This is a genomic window from Pimelobacter simplex (genome assembly GCF_900114845.1).
Lineage (GTDB): Bacteria > Actinomycetota > Actinomycetes > Propionibacteriales > Nocardioidaceae > Nocardioides > Nocardioides simplex.
This window is the reverse complement of the sequence record NZ_FOUK01000001.1, coordinates 1,181,764-1,196,067: the sequence shown is the minus strand read 5'-3', so window position 1 is coordinate 1,196,067 and position 14,304 is coordinate 1,181,764. Positions and strand designations below refer to the sequence as shown.

Annotated in this window: 18 protein-coding genes; 12 read left to right on the top strand and 6 right to left on the bottom strand. The window is 73.0% G+C overall.

Annotated elements, in window-relative coordinates; all coding sequences use genetic code 11:
* Positions 1-12: 12 nt before the first annotated feature.
* Entirely contained in the window at positions 13-1,209 is a 1,197-nt protein-coding gene (locus tag BM223_RS05805) for a dipeptidase (RefSeq protein WP_052138928.1), read from the bottom strand.
* Positions 1,210-1,239: 30 nt separating this feature from the next.
* Here BM223_RS05805 and BM223_RS05800 point away from each other — a divergent pair, with 30 nt between their 5' ends.
* Both BM223_RS05800 and BM223_RS05795 read left to right on the top strand, forming a co-directional pair.
* Complete coding sequence (locus tag BM223_RS05800; protein WP_038680890.1) at positions 1,240-1,872, top strand: nucleoside/nucleotide kinase family protein; 633 nt, start codon at positions 1,240-1,242, stop codon at positions 1,870-1,872.
* The gene (locus BM223_RS05795) at positions 1,856-2,374 is read left to right on the top strand and encodes a hypothetical protein (RefSeq protein WP_052138929.1); all 519 of its coding nucleotides are present in this window, start codon (positions 1,856-1,858) and stop codon (positions 2,372-2,374) included. Before BM223_RS05800 ends, BM223_RS05795 begins: the two co-directional genes overlap by 17 nt.
* On the opposite strand, the gene BM223_RS05790 is transcribed toward BM223_RS05795, so the two are convergent.
* Entirely contained in the window at positions 2,367-3,449 is a 1,083-nt protein-coding gene (locus BM223_RS05790) for an adenosine deaminase (protein WP_038680892.1), read from the bottom strand. The two genes, BM223_RS05795 and BM223_RS05790, sit on opposite strands and share 8 nt — an antisense overlap.
* 42 nt (positions 3,450-3,491) lie before the next feature.
* Between BM223_RS05790 and BM223_RS05785 the strand changes: the two genes are divergently transcribed.
* The 7 genes from BM223_RS05785 (at position 3,492) to BM223_RS05755 (ending at position 9,061) form a co-directional block, all read left to right on the top strand.
* Positions 3,492-3,944 carry a MaoC family dehydratase gene (locus BM223_RS05785; protein ID WP_038680894.1) on the top strand — a complete coding sequence of 151 codons (453 nt, stop codon included), beginning with the start codon at positions 3,492-3,494 and terminating at the stop codon, positions 3,942-3,944.
* A gap of 85 nt (positions 3,945-4,029) precedes the next feature.
* On the top strand, positions 4,030-5,202 hold the full coding sequence (locus BM223_RS05780; RefSeq protein ID WP_038680896.1) for a CaiB/BaiF CoA transferase family protein: 1,173 nt from the start codon (positions 4,030-4,032) through the stop codon (positions 5,200-5,202).
* Between the two features lie 94 nt (positions 5,203-5,296).
* Complete coding sequence (locus tag BM223_RS05775; RefSeq protein WP_038680899.1) at positions 5,297-6,568, top strand: HNH endonuclease signature motif containing protein; 1,272 nt, start codon at positions 5,297-5,299, stop codon at positions 6,566-6,568.
* A 166-nt stretch (positions 6,569-6,734) separates the two neighbouring features.
* Positions 6,735-6,992: a hypothetical protein gene (locus tag BM223_RS05770; protein WP_038680900.1), complete on the top strand. Its 258-nt coding sequence runs from the start codon at positions 6,735-6,737 to the stop codon at positions 6,990-6,992.
* A complete protein-coding gene (locus BM223_RS05765) occupies positions 6,989-7,519 on the top strand; it encodes a hypothetical protein (RefSeq protein ID WP_038680902.1) in 531 nt (176 codons plus the stop codon). The genes BM223_RS05770 and BM223_RS05765 overlap by 4 nt, the downstream gene beginning before the upstream one ends.
* Before the next feature lie 47 nt (positions 7,520-7,566).
* Positions 7,567-8,100, top strand: coding sequence for a SigE family RNA polymerase sigma factor (locus BM223_RS05760; protein ID WP_052138930.1), 534 nt, complete (start codon positions 7,567-7,569; stop codon positions 8,098-8,100).
* Complete coding sequence (locus BM223_RS05755) at positions 8,093-9,061, top strand: hypothetical protein (RefSeq protein ID WP_038680903.1); 969 nt, start codon at positions 8,093-8,095, stop codon at positions 9,059-9,061. Before BM223_RS05760 ends, BM223_RS05755 begins: the two co-directional genes overlap by 8 nt.
* On the opposite strand, the gene BM223_RS05750 is transcribed toward BM223_RS05755, so the two are convergent.
* On the bottom strand, positions 9,051-10,322 hold the full coding sequence (locus BM223_RS05750) for an oxygenase MpaB family protein (RefSeq protein ID WP_038680905.1): 1,272 nt from the start codon (positions 10,320-10,322) through the stop codon (positions 9,051-9,053). The two genes, BM223_RS05755 and BM223_RS05750, sit on opposite strands and share 11 nt — an antisense overlap.
* Positions 10,323-10,381: 59 nt before the next feature.
* Here BM223_RS05750 and BM223_RS05745 point away from each other — a divergent pair, with 59 nt between their 5' ends.
* Both BM223_RS05745 and BM223_RS05740 read left to right on the top strand, forming a co-directional pair.
* A complete protein-coding gene (locus BM223_RS05745; RefSeq protein WP_038680907.1) occupies positions 10,382-11,338 on the top strand; it encodes a GGDEF domain-containing protein in 957 nt (318 codons plus the stop codon).
* A 28-nt stretch (positions 11,339-11,366) separates the two neighbouring features.
* Positions 11,367-11,960 (top strand): TetR/AcrR family transcriptional regulator, encoded by a 594-nt coding sequence (locus BM223_RS05740; RefSeq protein WP_200887003.1) that lies wholly within the window; start codon positions 11,367-11,369, stop codon positions 11,958-11,960.
* 9 nt (positions 11,961-11,969) lie between these two features.
* On the opposite strand, the gene BM223_RS05735 is transcribed toward BM223_RS05740, so the two are convergent.
* Genes BM223_RS05735 through mca form a run of 3 tightly spaced genes read right to left on the bottom strand, consistent with a single transcriptional unit; the run spans position 11,970 to position 13,804 of the window.
* Positions 11,970-12,611: a LysE family translocator gene (locus BM223_RS05735; RefSeq protein WP_038680911.1), complete on the bottom strand. Its 642-nt coding sequence runs from the start codon at positions 12,609-12,611 to the stop codon at positions 11,970-11,972.
* Positions 12,612-12,643: 32 nt separating this feature from the next.
* Positions 12,644-12,892 carry a hypothetical protein gene (locus tag BM223_RS05730; RefSeq protein WP_038680914.1) on the bottom strand — a complete coding sequence of 83 codons (249 nt, stop codon included), beginning with the start codon at positions 12,890-12,892 and terminating at the stop codon, positions 12,644-12,646.
* Between the two features lie 12 nt (positions 12,893-12,904).
* Entirely contained in the window at positions 12,905-13,804 is a 900-nt protein-coding gene (gene mca, locus BM223_RS05725) for a mycothiol conjugate amidase Mca (RefSeq protein ID WP_038680915.1), read from the bottom strand.
* A gap of 41 nt (positions 13,805-13,845) precedes the next feature.
* Between mca and BM223_RS05720 the strand changes: the two genes are divergently transcribed.
* On the top strand, positions 13,846-14,256 hold the full coding sequence (locus BM223_RS05720; RefSeq protein WP_038680917.1) for a DUF4307 domain-containing protein: 411 nt from the start codon (positions 13,846-13,848) through the stop codon (positions 14,254-14,256).
* Positions 14,257-14,304 lie beyond the last annotated feature (48 nt).

The window sequence follows — 14,304 nt, the reverse complement described above, 5'->3', positions numbered from 1 at the left end:
GGCCGCGTCCCGCTACTCCGGCAGCGTCGCCTGCAGCACCCGCAGCGTGTTGCCGCCCATGATCGCGGCGACCTGGTCGTCGTCGTACCCGCGGTCGACGAGCTCCTGGGTGATCGCGGCGAGGTGCGAGGTGTCCCAGCCGACGGTGGTCGCGCCGTCGTAGTCGCTGCCGAGCGCGGCGGTCTCGATGCCGCCGACCTCGACGACGTGGTCGATGGCGTCGACGACGGCCTTCGTCGTCAGGTCGCAGACGGCGGCGTCCCAGTAGCCGACGCCGACGACGCCGCCGGTGGCCGCGACGCCGCGGATCTCGTCGTCGGTGAGGTTGCGGTTGACCTTGCAGGTGGCCTGCACGCCGCCGTGGCTGAGGACGACGGGCTTGGTGGCGAGCTCGAGCATCTCGGCGACGGCGTCGTGGCTGGCGTGGGCGATGTCGACGATGATGCCGCGACGCTCCATCTCGGTGAGCACGCGGCGGCCGAGGTCGGTCAGCCCGCCCTTCTCGACGCCGTGCATGGAGCCGGCGACCTCGTTGTCGAAGAAGTGGGTGAAGCCGGCCATCCGCATGCCGGCGTCGTAGAGCTTGTCGAGGTTGTCGAAGTCGCCCTCGAGGTTCTGCAGGCCCTCGACCGAGAAGAGCGCGCCGGTGACCTTCGTGCCGGCCTCGCGGTCACTGATGAGCTTCGCGACGTCGCCACGGGTGCGGATGAGGCGCAGCGTGCCGTCGGAGTCCTTGGCCGCGTCGCGCAGCTTGGACGCGTGGTAGAGCGAGCGCTCCAGGAGCGAGCGCCAGGTGCGCGGCGGCTGCAGCTGGGCGATGGTGAGCAGCGTGATGTTGTCGGTCTCGTCGGTGTTGCTGTCGTAGTTCTGCCCCTTGGGCGACTTCGACACCGACGAGAACACCTGCAGCGCGACGTTGCCGTCCTCGAGCCGGGGCAGGTCCATGTGCCCGCGGTCGGAGCGGTCGAGGATGTCGCGGTCCCACATCAGGGTGTCGGAGTGCATGTCGACGATCTCGAGCGAGTCGTGGAGCTCCTGGGTCGACGCGCTCACCTCGGGCAGCTTCGCCGGCTCGATCCGGTTCTGGCCGTTCTCGACGATGCGCGGCGCGAACGTGAAGAAGCCGGTCGCGCCGACCACCACCAGTCCGAGCAGCGACAGCAACATGATCTTGATCCAGCGGCGCTTCGGCCGCGCTCCCTCACCCATGCGGGGCAGGGTACGGCAGACTCGACCCCCATGACCGCTCGCGTGATCGTTCTCGCCGGCCCGTCCGGGTCGGGCAAGTCCCGGCTCGCCGGACGCCTGGCGAAGGCGTTCGGGTGGCCGACGCTGCGGCTCGACGACTTCTACCGCGACGGCGACGCGCCCGGCCTGCCCCTCATCGAGGACGGCGCCAACGCCGGCCTCGTCGACTGGGACCACCCCGGCACGTGGAGCCACGAGGACGCCCTCGCCGCGCTCCGCTCCCTGTGCGCGACCGGCACGGCCGACGTCCCGGTCTACTCGATCTCCGAGAGCCGGCGCACCGGCAGCCAGCGGCTCGACCTCGGCGGCGCGCGGCGGTTCTGCGCGGAGGGGATCTTCGCTGCCGAGATCGTCGAGGAGTGCCGCCAGGCGGGGATCCTCGCGGCGGCGTACTGCGTCACCCAGCACCCCGTCGTCACCTTCTGGCGCCGGCTGACCCGCGACCTGCGCGAGCACCGCAAGCCGCCGCTGGTCCTGGTCCGCCGCGGCCTCGCACTGGCCCGCGTCCAGCGCCAGATCGTGCGGCGGGCGGCCGCCGTCGGCTGCCGGGTGACGACAGGTGACCGCGCGTTCGCCGAGCTCAGCGACGGCGCCGCGGAGGGCGACCATGCGCTGGCCGGCTGACCTCGACCCGGGCGCGCTGCGCCAGCCCGACCGGCGCAGCTGCGGCGCGGCCAGCGTCCTCGCCGCACGCGCCCTGCTGACCGACTGGCGGCCCCGCGACGGCAAGGCCGAGATCACCGAGGAGCACCGCCTCCTCACGTCGTCGCGCAGCCCCCGCGACCGGCTGCAGATGCCGTGGCCGCGCGCGTTCGGCACACCGCCGTGGGCGGTCGCCAACGCGCTGCGCACGCTGACCGGCGACCACCTGGCCACCGTCATGGTCCGGCCCCGCCCGGCCGTCGGGTGCGACGTCCTGCGCGAGCAGCTGCGCAGCCGCCCGGTCGCCGTCTACGTCGGCAGCCGGCTGCTCCCCCGGCACGTCGTGCTCGCGGTCGGCGAGACCGGCGACGGCATCGAGGTCTTCGACCCGTCCCGGGGGCGGACGGACCGCGTCCCGCACGAGAACTGGGCGGGCCACCGGATCGGCGTGGCCGGCTGGAACTACTTCTGGTTCGTCATCTGACCTGAGCCGCGTACCAGGGCTTGATGGTCTCGGTGATGAGCCGGTAGCGCTCGTCGTAGGGGATGAACGCGGACTTCATGGCGTTGACGGTCAGCCACTCCATCTCGGCCCAGCCGTAGCCGAACGCCTCGGTGAGCAGGCCGAACTCCTGGCTCAGCGAGGTCCGGCTCATCAGCCGGTTGTCGGTGTTGACGGTCACCCGGAAGCGCAGCGACGCGAGCAGCTTGAGCGGGTGCTCGGCGATCGACGGCGCGGCCCCCGTCTGGACGTTGGACGACGGGCACATCTCGAGCGGGATGCGCTTGTCGCGCACGTACGACGCGAGGCGGCCCAGCTGGGCGACCCCGGCGTCGTCGACCTTGATGTCGTCGACGATCCGGACGCCGTGCCCGAGCCGGTCGGCGCCGCACCACTGCACGGCCTCCCAGATCGACGGCAGGCCGAAGCCCTCGCCGGCGTGGATGGTGAAGTGCGAGTTCTCGCGCTGGAGGTACTCGAAGGCGTCGATGAACCGGGTGGGCGGGTAGCCCGCCTCGGGGCCGGCGATGTCGAAGCCGGCGACTCCGCGGTCGCGCCAGGCGATCGCGAGCTCGGCGATCTCCATGGCGCGCGCGGCCTGGCGCATCGCGGTGAGCAGGTGGCGCACGATGATCCGGTCGCCGGCGGCCGCCATGCCCTCGGCGAAGCCCTGCTGGACCGCGGCCACGACCTCCTCGAGCTCGAGACCGGACTCGACGTGCAGCTCGGGGGCGTAGCGGATCTCGGCGTAGACGACGCCGTCGGCGGCGAGGTCCTCGACGCACTCGCGGGCCACCCGGGTCAGCGCCGAGGCGGTCTGCATGACGCCGACCGTGTGCGCGAACGTCTCGAGGTAGCGCTCCAGCGAGCCCGAGTCGGCCGCCTCGGCGAACCAGGTCGCGAGCGCGTCGGCGTCGGTCTCGGGGAGCTCATGCCCGATCTCGGCCGCGAGGTCGACGATCGTCGCCGGCCGCAGCCCGCCGTCGAGGTGGTCGTGCAGCAGGACCTTGGGGGCCGCCCGCAGCAGGTCGTCCGGCAGGCCGCGTGTAGGTTCCATGACCGCCAACTTAGCCGGGCCTCACGACATCAGGAGCAGAACATGCGGGTGTTCACCACCTTCGACGAGCTGATCGCCGCCACCGGGGAGACCCTGGGCACGAGCGACTGGGTCGAGATCACCCAGGAGCGGGTGAACCAGTTCGCCGAGGCGACCGGTGACCACCAGTGGATCCACGTCGACGTCGAGCGCGCCAAGGAGGGTCCGTTCGGCGGCACCATCGCCCACGGCTACCTCACCCTGTCCCTGGTCCCGTGGCTCGGCGAGTCGATCTTCAGCCTCGAGACGCCCGGCGCGAAGCTCAACTACGGCGTCAACAAGGTCCGGTTCCCGAACCCGGTCCTGGTCGGCAAGCGGATCCGCCTCACCGTCGCCGTCGGCGAGGTCACCGAGCTCGCCAGCGGCTACCAGGTCACGCTGCGGCACACGATCGAGATCGAGGACGAGGCCAAGCCGGCCGCGGTCGCCGAGACCGTCGTCCTGCTGCTTCCCTGAGGCAGACGAGGGTCCCGTCGGGGCCGGGCGCCTTTGGCAAGTACTGCCATGACCCGGCCCTCCGACGGGCATCTAGTGTGGCCGCATGTCTGCCCCGCTCTCCGATGTCCTCGTCCTCGACCTGACGCGCGCACTCGCCGGCCCCCATGCGGCGATGATGCTCGGCGACCTCGGGGCGCGGGTGATCAAGGTCGAGAGCCCCACCGGCGACGACACCCGCAGCTGGGGCCCGCCGTTCGTCGACCCCACCGAGGGTGACCGGGAGTCGACGTACTTCCTCTCGGCCAACCGCAACAAGGAGTCGATCACCCTCAACCTCAAGGACGCCGCCGACCAGGAGGTGCTCGCGCGCCTGGTCCAGCAGGCCGACGTCCTGATGGAGAACTTCCGGGTCGGCGTCCTCGACCGGCTCGGCTTCCCGGTCGAGCGGCTCCACGAGCTCAACCCGCGCCTGATCGTCCTGCAGATCACCGGCTTCGGCCACGACGGCCCCGAGGCCCAGCGCTCCGGCTTCGACCAGATCGCCCAGGGCGAGGGCGGCCTGATGTCGCTGACCGGCCTCACCGAGCCGACCAAGGTCGGCGTCCCGATCGCCGACCTGCTCGCCGGCATGAACGGCGCGTACGGCGTCGTCTCGGCCCTCTACGAGCGCGAGCGGACCGGCCGCGGCCGCGTCGTCCACACCTCGCTGCTGGCCGGCATGGTCGGCGTCCACGCCTTCCAGGGCACCAAGTGGACGGTCGCCAAGGAGGTCCCCGGCCTGGCCGGCGGCCACCACCCCTCGATCGCGCCCTACGGCATGTTCGCGACGAAGTCCGCCCCCGTGCAGATCGCCTGCGGCTCCGAGAAGCTCTGGCAGACCTTCGCCACCGCCTTCGGCATCGACCCGGCCCTCGACGGCTTCGCCACCAACCCCGAGCGAGTCACCCGCCGCGACGAGACCATCGCCCTGGTCGAGGACGTGCTCGCCGACCTCACCGCCGAGGAGGCCCTCGCCAAGCTCGACGCCGCCGGCGTCCCGGCCGGCAAGGTGCGCACCCTCGACGACGTCTACAGCTGGGACCAGACCCTCTCCCAGGGCCTGCTCATCGACGTCGAGCACGCCACCCTCGGCACCGTCCAGCTGCCCGGCCCGGCCCTGCGCTTCGACGACAACGCCTACGCCGGCGGCCGCGCGGAGCACATCGCTCCCCCGACCCTCGGCCAGCACAACGACTCCGTGCGGGAGTGGCTGGACGAGCTCGACAGCCGCGGCTGACCTCGTCGGGGCCGGGGCCGGGGCCGGGGCGGCGGTCGCGGTCGCGGAGGTTGGGCGCGGGGGTTGTGTCGGACCCTCCTGATCTAATACGGGTATGACTTCGACCGCCCTTCTCGCCGGCCTCCGCGCGGGGGTGCGCGGGCGCGAGGAGTCGGTGGTGCGCGAGTGGGCGGGCATCGTGGAGTGGGCCGCGGGTAACGTGGTTCTGGGCTCAGAGGGCGCCGCGACGATCCGGGACGGCTTCGTCGACACCGGGCTCCCGATCGCCGGCGAGGGTGCCCCGTTGGTCTCGGAGTTCGCGCTCATGGAGCTGGTGGCCGTCCTAGGCCGCTCACCGGATGGCGGCCGGGTCTATGTCGGCCGGGTACTCGAATGTGCGTGGCGGCTCCCGCAGGTCTACGCGTCGGTCGTGGCGGGACGGTTGGCTCCGTGGCGAGCCGAGCGGATCGCCGAAGCCACCCGCCCCCTGTGCCCCGATGCCGCCGCCTTCGTCGACCGGCAGCTGTTCAACGCCACCGGCGTGGGTTGGGCCCAGCTCGAGCGGCTGATCGCGGAGGCGGTCATCCGGTTCGACCCCGAGCAGTACGAGGCCGAGCGGGCGGCGGCGAGCGACCACCGCTATGTCGAGGTCGGGGCACCGGACGCCAACGGGCTGGTGAGCATCGACGGACTCCTCGACGCGGCCGACGGCCGTGACCTCGACCAGGCGATCAGCCGCCGAGCCACGCTGCTCGGCCGGCTCGGCAACGAGGCGAGCCTGGACGTGCGCCGCTCCCAAGCGCTGGGCGATCTCGCCCGGAACGACCTGACGCTCGATCTTGAGGGTGCGCCCGGCCGCAAGGCCGTGCTCAACGTCCACATCACTGATGCGACGCTGGTTGGTGCCAACCCAGTGGGCCGATGGGACCAGCAGCCGGTCAGCGCCGAGCAGATCCGTGAGTGGCTCTCGCAGCCCGGGATGTCGGTGACGGTCCGGCCGGTGATCGACCTGGCTGACCATGTGCCGGTCACGGCCTACGAGATCCCGGACCGCCACCGCCAGCAGATCGAGCTCCGCGACCACACCTGCCGCTTCCCCTACTGCACCCGAGCAGCCATGCGCTGCGACCTCGACCACGCCACGCCCCACGGCCAAGGCGGACCGACCTGCCCCTGCAACCTCGTCCCACTGTGCCGACGCCACCACCGGGCCAAGACCCACAGCCAGTGGCGCTATCAGGTCACCAAGATCGGCACCTACGTCTGGCGAAGCCCGGCGGGCTTCCGGTTCGAGGTGAGCCACCGCGGCACACATCCCCAAGAGCACGCAGACTCCGACGACGACCCCGAGCCAGGGGTGTACCGGCAACCACCCGACACCCACTGACGAACCGCAACCAGGTACCTCAACCACTGCGGCGCGCCACCACGCCATCAGTAAATAAGACCCCGGCCCACGAAGCGCCGAAGCCGACCCCCACCGACCCCACCTCCCCGGCCGCCCACGTCAACACCAGGTTGACAACCCACCCGCGTCAACAGATGATTGACACATGCACTCCCCCGTCAACGTCGCCACCCTCGGCCCCGTCATCGCCGGCCTCGCGCTGGTCACCATCAGCCGCAGCCTCGACGGCTTTGCCCAAGGGCTGTGCGTCGGCGCCGGGATCGCGCTGATCCTGGCCGGCGTGGCGCTGCTGTCCGCGCACCAGCGCCGTCGCCGGCCGGACGCCGCCAACCAGGACGGCGACAGGAGCGGGCGCGGGGACGGCATGTGGCTCCCCAGCCGCGACGAGGACGAGCGGCCGTGAGCGACCTCGGCGACACCCTGGGCCGGGCGATCCTCGACGGCGCCGATCCCGCCGACCACCTCGACCTCGTACGGCGGACCGCCGAGGCCGACCGGGCCACCGGCGAGCTCCTCCAGCAGGCGGTCCACGCCGCCCGGGCCGGTGGGCACAGCTGGTCGGCGATCGGTGCCACGCTCGGGCTGACCCGGCAGGCCGCCCAGCAGCGCTTCGGCCGGGACGCGGAGACGCCAGAACAGCCCGAGGACCCCGAGGACCCCGAGGAGCGCTGGCTCGGCCCGGTCACCGCCTTCGACGAGATGCACGAGCTCGAGCTGGCCGGCCGGCTCGGCTGGCACACGATCGGCGCCGGCCTGCTGCGCCACCGCGTGGTCCGCACCGCCACCCAGTGGGAGCACCGGCGGATCGTGTGGACCGGCGGCCTCGCCCGCCTCGAGCGCGACGGCTGGCAGGTGGGCTGCCGGTCGTTCCCGTGGGTCTACCTGGTCCGCGACACCGGCGAGCCCGCGCAACCCGCACCCACCGCCTGACAACCATCCGCGCCCGCCGCCCCGTCCTGCTCATCGGAGGTGGACGAATGCGCGAGGCTGTCCCGGTGCTCACCGGCGATCCGACCCGAGGTGGTGGGGCGCCGGCCTTCGAGGAGTACGTCGCGGCCCGCGGCGCCGCGCTCTGGCGCAGCGCCTGGCTGCTGACCGGCGACCGGCACAAGGCCGAGGACCTGGTCCAGACCGCGCTGATGAAGTGCTGGCGGCGCTGGTCGCGGATCGAGGACGCGGCCGCCGTCGAGGCGTACGTGCGCCGGACCATGGTGACGACGTACACCGACTGGTGGCGACGGCGCTGGAACGGCGAGCTGCCCACGACCGAGCTGCCCGACGAGCCGGACCGGGCCACGCCCGACCCGGGCATCCGGCAGGACGTCCTGGTCGCGCTCGCCCGGCTGCCGCGCGGTCAGCGCGCGGTCGTGGTGCTGCGGTACTTCGACGACCTGACCGAGGCGCAGACCGCCACCGCGCTCGGGATCAGCGTCGGCACCGTGAAGAGCCAGACCTCGCGCGCGCTGCGGACCCTCCGCGAGTCCGGACTGCTGGAGGAGAGCGATGACTGAGCACCCGCACGACCCGCACGACCTGCACGACCTGCTGACCCGCGCCGTCCCCGACGACGCGCCCACCTTCGCGCCGCAGGCGCTCGTCGCGGCCGCCCGCCGGCGTCGGGCCCGGGGCCGGGCTGCCGGCGCCGGTCTCGCCGCGGCGGTCCTCGCGGTGGGCGCGGTCGTCGCGATCACCGCCCCCGGCGGGGACGACGGCACGCCGGTGGCCCGCGACGCCGCCCCCGACCCGTACGCCGTACCCGCCTGCCCCGCCACGCTGCCCGAGCTGGGCACCGAGGCGGCTGTCGGCACCTACGACGGGCTGGTGGGCGTCCGGCTGTGTCCCGATCCCGCGGCGCCCGAGGCCGACGGGCTGGTCGAGCTGACCGACCTGCCGAACCGGGTCACCGCGCTCGACGCGTTCGACCCGGCCCGGTGCGCGGCGATCGACGTCATGGTGACGCGCCAGTCCCTGCTCTTCGCCTACGACGACGGCACGTCGGTCGTGCTCCCGGCGTCCCCCTGCACCCGGGCGAGCATCGCGGGGCGGCAGGTCGACGGCGGCGAGCTGGTGGCCGCCTACCTCGCCGCCCTGGCCGACCAGCGCGACGACCTGAGCGCCGCCCGCCCCTACGCCGGCGCCTTCGACTGTGCTGCCGTGCCGGCGCCCACGCCGGCCCGCCCGGGCCACGAGAAGATCACGTCCGGCGCGGTGTGCCGGGGCTACGGCGAGAGCCCGGCCGAGCCGCTGTCCGAGGAGCAGGTGCGTCAGGTCGCGGCCGCCTGGGAGCGCCCGGGGCCGCTGGTGCTGGCCAAGTGCACGCCGGCCGAGCCGCTGTCGCTGCTGCTGGGCACCGACCACGGCGACGTGGTCCAGGTCCAGGACGGCTGCCTGGCGCTGACCTGGAACGGCCGGACCGAGGCCGAGAGCGCGTCCCTGCCGGTGTCGATGAGCGACCTCGGGCTCACGCCCTGAGCTCGCCGACGTCCTCCTGGTCGCCCTGGAAGTAGGTGTCCAGCAGCCACTGCGCCCGCCGGCCGCCCCACGCGGCCAGCCGGTCGCGGCCGCCGGGCAGGTGGCGCAGCACGCGGTAGCGCACGGTGTTGAGCCCCACCAGGTAGGCGTGGGCCCACGGCGGACGCATCGGGAGGCCGAACTCGCGCATGCTCTCGGCGCCGAGGAAGACGGTGAGCATCGAGAGCAGCCGCTCCCGCTCGTAGCGGGCGCGCAGGGCCTGCAGCGGTCCGGGCCAGCCGGGGTAGCGGCGCAGCGCCTGCGCGTCGACGACGGCGCGCGCCAGCTGCGGGCCGGCGTCGGTCATCGGGCCCTGGGCGAGCAGCACGTGGTAGTCGATCCGGTGCCGCTCCCACTCGTCGTCGACGAGGAAGTCGGCGTGGACGCCCATCAGCCAGCCGACGTACTTCCACAGGTGCATGAGGGCCTTCGACTCCGCCGACGACACCGGTACGCCGAGCGCCCGCGACCCGATGATGAGGACGCCGTCGAAGAGCCCGAGCGTCGAGGCCTGGTCGGCCTGGTTGATGGGCAGCCCCCACTGCGCGGTGTCCCAGGTGTCCTCGAAGGCGTGGTTGACCAGCGCGTGCATCAGCCGGACGTGCACGGTCAGCCGCCAGCCCTCGCCGGGGGCCTGGCCGTCGCGCGGCGGCAGGAGCGAACCGGGGTCGGTCAGGCTGGCGCCCCACTTCTGGGTCTCGGCGAGCCGGCGCAGGGTCTGGCCACCGGTCAGGCCGCCGGTGGCGACGAGCAGGTCGGTCGGCCCGCCGAAGCGGTAGCCGCCGACGAGCGAGAGCTGCAGGAGCACGTCCTGGGCGTTCTGGCCGAGCCGGCGGAACACCCGGGCGCCCTCCTCGACCAGGTCGCGGTCGAGCCAGTCCGGGTCGGTCTCGAGCTCGGCGAAGAACGCCCGCAGCGCCGGCGGAGCATCCGGGACGGCGGCCAGCCCGCCCTCGAGCGCCTGGCGGAACTGGTCCATCCGGACCCGCCCGTCGTCCCCGGCTCGCAACCGGATCGCGTCCGCGAGCCGGCCACCGAGCTCGTCGCGCTCGAACATCGCCCGGCCGATCCGGTCGAGCAGGGCCTCGTCGACGTCCTTGACCCGGCCGACCAGCTTCAGCGGCCGCCCGAGGCGGCGGTTGCGGTCCCCGCCCGCGCGGAAGCGGGTGGGGTACGGACGCTCGGTCGGGTCGCCGGCCACCGGGGCCACGTCGGTGCTCATGACTCCATGGTGACGCGAGTTATTGCTCGCATTCAACTCGCGAATGCAAAGATGGGCTCGTGCTGACCGACGCCGCAGGACTGGAGCGCCTGCTTCTCGCCGTCCAAGAGCTCTCCCTGGCCCCGGACCTCCCCGCCGTCCAGCAGGTCGTGCGCACGGCCGCGCGCGAGCTCGCCGCGTGCGACGGCACGACCTTCGTGCTGCGCGACGGCGACCAGTGCTACTACGCCGACGAGGACGCCATCGAGCCGCTCTGGAAGGGCCACCGGTTCCCCCTCACCGCCTGCATCAGCGGCTGGGCGATGCTCCACCGCACCCCGGTCGTCGTCCCGGACATCTACGCCGACGACCGCATCCCCCACGACGCCTACCGCCCCACGTTCGTCCAGAGCCTGCTGATGATGCCGGTGCGCACGCTCGACCCCATCGCCGCCATCGGTGCCTACTGGGCCGAGCAGCACACCGCGACCGACCAGGAGGTCGCCCTCCTCCAGGGGCTGGCCAATGCCACGTCCGTGGCGCTCGACAAGCTCCGCGTCCACGACCAGCTCGCGTCCGCCGTCGCCCTGCGCGAGGCGACCCACCAGCTCGCCACCACCGACGACCTCACCGGCCTGTGGAACCGCCGCGGCTTCTTCGAGCAGGCCCGTCGCCGCTGGCCCGCCGACGACGTCGCCGCGGTCGGCTTCATCGACCTCGACGGCCTCAAGGTCGTCAACGACACCGACGGCCACAGCGCCGGCGACGCGCTCATCCGGCGGCTCGCGACCGCGCTCAGCACCAGCCTGCGCGAGACCGACGTCGTGGCCCGGCTCGGCGGCGACGAGTTCGCCGTCTTCAGCCCCGGCTTCGCCCCCGACGAGCTCCACGCCCGCCTGGCCGGCGCGGTCGGCCGCCGGGCCAGCGTCGGCACCGCGTCCGTGGCCGGGGTCGGCCTGATCGCCGAGGCGCTGCTCGAGGCCGACGCCCGCATGTACGACGCCAAGCGGCGCCTGCTCACCTCGCGCACGGCCTGAGCGGCAGCCATCCCCTAGAGTCCGTCCCGTGCGCAAGGCTCCCCAGCAGGCCCGGTCCCGGGAGATGGTGGAGCGGATCGTCGCCGCCGGCCGCGGCGTCCTCGTCGAGCACGGGTACGACGCGTTCAGCACCAACCGGGTCGCCACCGCCGCCGGGATCAGCCCCGGCTCGCTCTACCAGTACTTCCCCGACAAGGCGGCCATCCTCGACGTCGTCATCGACCGGTACTGGGAGGAGGTCGCCGAGCGCGTCGCGGCCGCCCTCTCCGAGCGGATCGCCGACTTCGGGCCGGGGATGGTCCGGGACACCGCCGACGCGCTCCTCAGCGCGCTCGAGGCCGACCGCGAGCTGCTCCGGGTGGTCGCCGAGGAGCTGCCGATCCACCGCAGCCGGGAGCGCCGGGCCGCCCTGGAGCGCCGGGTCCGCGAGCTCGCGGCCACCTACCTCGCCGCGCGGCGCGAGAGCACCCGCCGTCCCGACCCGGCGACGGCCGCGTGGGTCGTCGTCCTCGCGGTCGAGAACCTGGCGATGCGCTGGGTGCTCGACCAGCCGGCCGCGGTCACCCGCGACGCGCTGCTCGACGAGATGGTCGCCCTCGTCGGCGGCTACCTGCTGGCCTGAGCCCGGAGGTCAGTCCGGACGGCCGGTGAGCGCCATGCCCACGCCGAGCCCGACCATCGACGTGCCGCCGATCGCACCGAGCACGCTGCCGCGCCGCTCGGAGGCGACGAACCAGTCGCGCGCCCGGCCCGCGGCCAGCGCCCATGCCGAGTCGCAGACCAGCCCGAGGACGACCGCGACGCAGCCGAGCGTGAACATCTGCACCGGCACCGAGGCCGCTCCCGAGCGGTCGACGAACGGCGGCAGCAGCGCGGCGAACATCATGAAGCCCTTGGGGTTGCTCACGCCGACCACGAAGCCCTGGCGCAGGGCCTTCCACCCGGTCAGCGGCGCGCGCCCCTCACCCGCACCGAACCGCATCTCGCGGCGGTGCCGGAAGGCCTGGACGCCGAGCCAGACCAGGTACGCCGCGCCGGCCAGCTTGATCACGGTGAACACCAGGATCGACTCGGCCACGATCGTGCCCAGGCCCAGGCAGACCAGCGCCATCACGACGAAGAGCCCGAGGGTGTTGCCCCAGACGCTGGTCAGCGCGACCCGCTGGCCGTACGAGACGGCCCGGCCGATCACGAAGACCACGCTCGGCCCCGGGATCACGATGATGACGAGGGCGGCGAGGCCGAAGCCCAGCAGCTGGTCGAGCCCGACCATGGCTCCTCCTCCGAGGAGCCCGCTCGCAGTGCCTACTTGGCGTCGTCGGCGCCCGGCTCCTGCGTGGTGTCGACAGGCTCGTCACCATACATCCCGGCGTCCTTGGCGCGCCCTGCATTTCGCAGGCTCCGGGTGAGCGCCCAGCCGATCACCGCGACCGCGAGGATGAGCACCACGAAGACCACGAAGCCGGTCCAGCCGGCGACCACGTCGTTGTCCTCGGGCTTCTTGTCCTCGGCAGCGAGGAGCGCGTGGACGGCGGTGACGGCGACGGCGTGCATGCCTGCAGTCTGTCAGGCGTCCGGGGTGACGCCCGCAAAGAGGTCGTCCTCGGGCACCGTCGACGGGACGTGGCTCACGACGAGCTCGTAGTCCTCGGTCGGCCAGACCTCCTGCTGCAGCTCGCGCGGGATCGCGAACCAGAACCCGTCGGGGTCGATCTGCGTGGCGTGGGCCAGCAGCGCCTGGTCACGGACCCCGAAGAAGTCGCCGCACGGCACCCGCGTGGTGATCCGGGCGTCCCACTCGGGCTCGGGCTTCCACTCGGCGAGACGCTCGGCCCACGGCGACTCGAGGCCGTGCGCGAGCATCGCCTCGTGCAGCGCCTCCATGCGCGGCCGGTTGAACGAGTGGTGGTAGTAGAGCTTGAGCGGCTGCCACGGCTCCCCCGCGTCGGGGAAGCGCTCCGGGTCGCCGGCCGCCTCGAACGCGGCCACGCTCACCTCGTGGCAGCGGATGTGGTCGGGGTGCGGATAGCCGCCGCGCTCGTCGTACGTCGTCATGACGTGGGGGCGGAACTCGCGCACCTGGCGCACGAGCCGCTCGGTCGCCTCGTCGAGCGGGACCAGGCCGAAGCAGCCCTCGGGCAGCGGCGGCTTGGGGTCGCCGTCGGGCCAGCCGGAGTCGATGAAGCCCAGCCAGGACTGGCTGATCCCGAGGATGTCGCGGGCCCGCTCCATCTCCTGGCGGCGCACCTCGGTGATGTTGGCGAGGATGTCGGGCCGGTCCATCTTGGGGTTGAGGATCGAGCCCCGCTCCCCACCGGTGCACGTCACGACGCGGACGTCGGCGCCCGCGGCGACGTACATCGCCGTCGAGGCGGCGCCCTTGCTCGACTCGTCGTCGGGGTGGGCGTGGACGTGCATCAGGCGCAGCCCCGAGCGGTCGGGGACGGGCGCGTGCGTGGTGGGCATGCGGACCATCGTAGGAACAGGTCGCGTGGGACGATGAACCGGTGAGCTCCACCCCCGACTCCCTGGCCCAGCGGTACGGCACCTCGTCGCGCACCCGGCGGACCGCCGTGGTCGCCGGTTCCGTCGTCGTCGCGGTCTCCTTCCTCGGCTGGCTGCTGTGGGCGATGCTGTTCCACGCCAACCCGGCGGTGTCCTCCGAGGAGATCGGGCACGAGGTCGTCGACGACCACACCGCCACCATCCGGGTCCGGATCTCCTACGGCGACGGCCCGGTCGACGCGACCTGCCAGGCCCGCGCGATCTCCCACGACAAGGCCGTGGTGGGCGAGCAGACGTTCACGCCGACGGTGGCCGACGGGGGCATCGAGGAGGTCACGGTCCGCACCGAGCGGAGGGCCACGACGGTCGAGTGGATCGGCTGCAAAGCACCCGATCAGCCCCGCTATCGGTAAGGTTGAGGTTTCTGTACCGACAGCGGTACGCGACGAGACGAGCAGTTT

What these genes read in the sequence shown, in the direction of transcription:
- BM223_RS05805 (WP_052138928.1), bottom strand. Translation starts at nt 1,209, where the DNA reads ATGGGTGAGGGAGCGCGGCCGAAGCGCCGCTGGATCAAGATCATGTTG.
- BM223_RS05800 (WP_038680890.1), top strand. Translation starts at nt 1,240, where the DNA reads ATGACCGCTCGCGTGATCGTTCTCGCCGGCCCGTCCGGGTCGGGCAAG.
- BM223_RS05795 (WP_052138929.1), top strand. Translation starts at nt 1,856, where the DNA reads ATGCGCTGGCCGGCTGACCTCGACCCGGGCGCGCTGCGCCAGCCCGAC.
- BM223_RS05790 (WP_038680892.1), bottom strand. Translation starts at nt 3,449, where the DNA reads ATGGAACCTACACGCGGCCTGCCGGACGACCTGCTGCGGGCGGCCCCC.
- BM223_RS05785 (WP_038680894.1), top strand. Translation starts at nt 3,492, where the DNA reads ATGCGGGTGTTCACCACCTTCGACGAGCTGATCGCCGCCACCGGGGAG.
- BM223_RS05780 (WP_038680896.1), top strand. Translation starts at nt 4,030, where the DNA reads ATGTCTGCCCCGCTCTCCGATGTCCTCGTCCTCGACCTGACGCGCGCA.
- BM223_RS05775 (WP_038680899.1), top strand. Translation starts at nt 5,297, where the DNA reads ATGACTTCGACCGCCCTTCTCGCCGGCCTCCGCGCGGGGGTGCGCGGG.
- BM223_RS05770 (WP_038680900.1), top strand. Translation starts at nt 6,735, where the DNA reads ATGCACTCCCCCGTCAACGTCGCCACCCTCGGCCCCGTCATCGCCGGC.
- BM223_RS05760 (WP_052138930.1), top strand. Translation starts at nt 7,567, where the DNA reads ATGCGCGAGGCTGTCCCGGTGCTCACCGGCGATCCGACCCGAGGTGGT.
- BM223_RS05755 (WP_038680903.1), top strand. Translation starts at nt 8,093, where the DNA reads ATGACTGAGCACCCGCACGACCCGCACGACCTGCACGACCTGCTGACC.
- BM223_RS05750 (WP_038680905.1), bottom strand. Translation starts at nt 10,322, where the DNA reads ATGAGCACCGACGTGGCCCCGGTGGCCGGCGACCCGACCGAGCGTCCG.
- BM223_RS05735 (WP_038680911.1), bottom strand. Translation starts at nt 12,611, where the DNA reads ATGGTCGGGCTCGACCAGCTGCTGGGCTTCGGCCTCGCCGCCCTCGTC.
- BM223_RS05730 (WP_038680914.1), bottom strand. Translation starts at nt 12,892, where the DNA reads ATGCACGCCGTCGCCGTCACCGCCGTCCACGCGCTCCTCGCTGCCGAG.
- mca (WP_038680915.1), bottom strand. Translation starts at nt 13,804, where the DNA reads ATGCCCACCACGCACGCGCCCGTCCCCGACCGCTCGGGGCTGCGCCTG.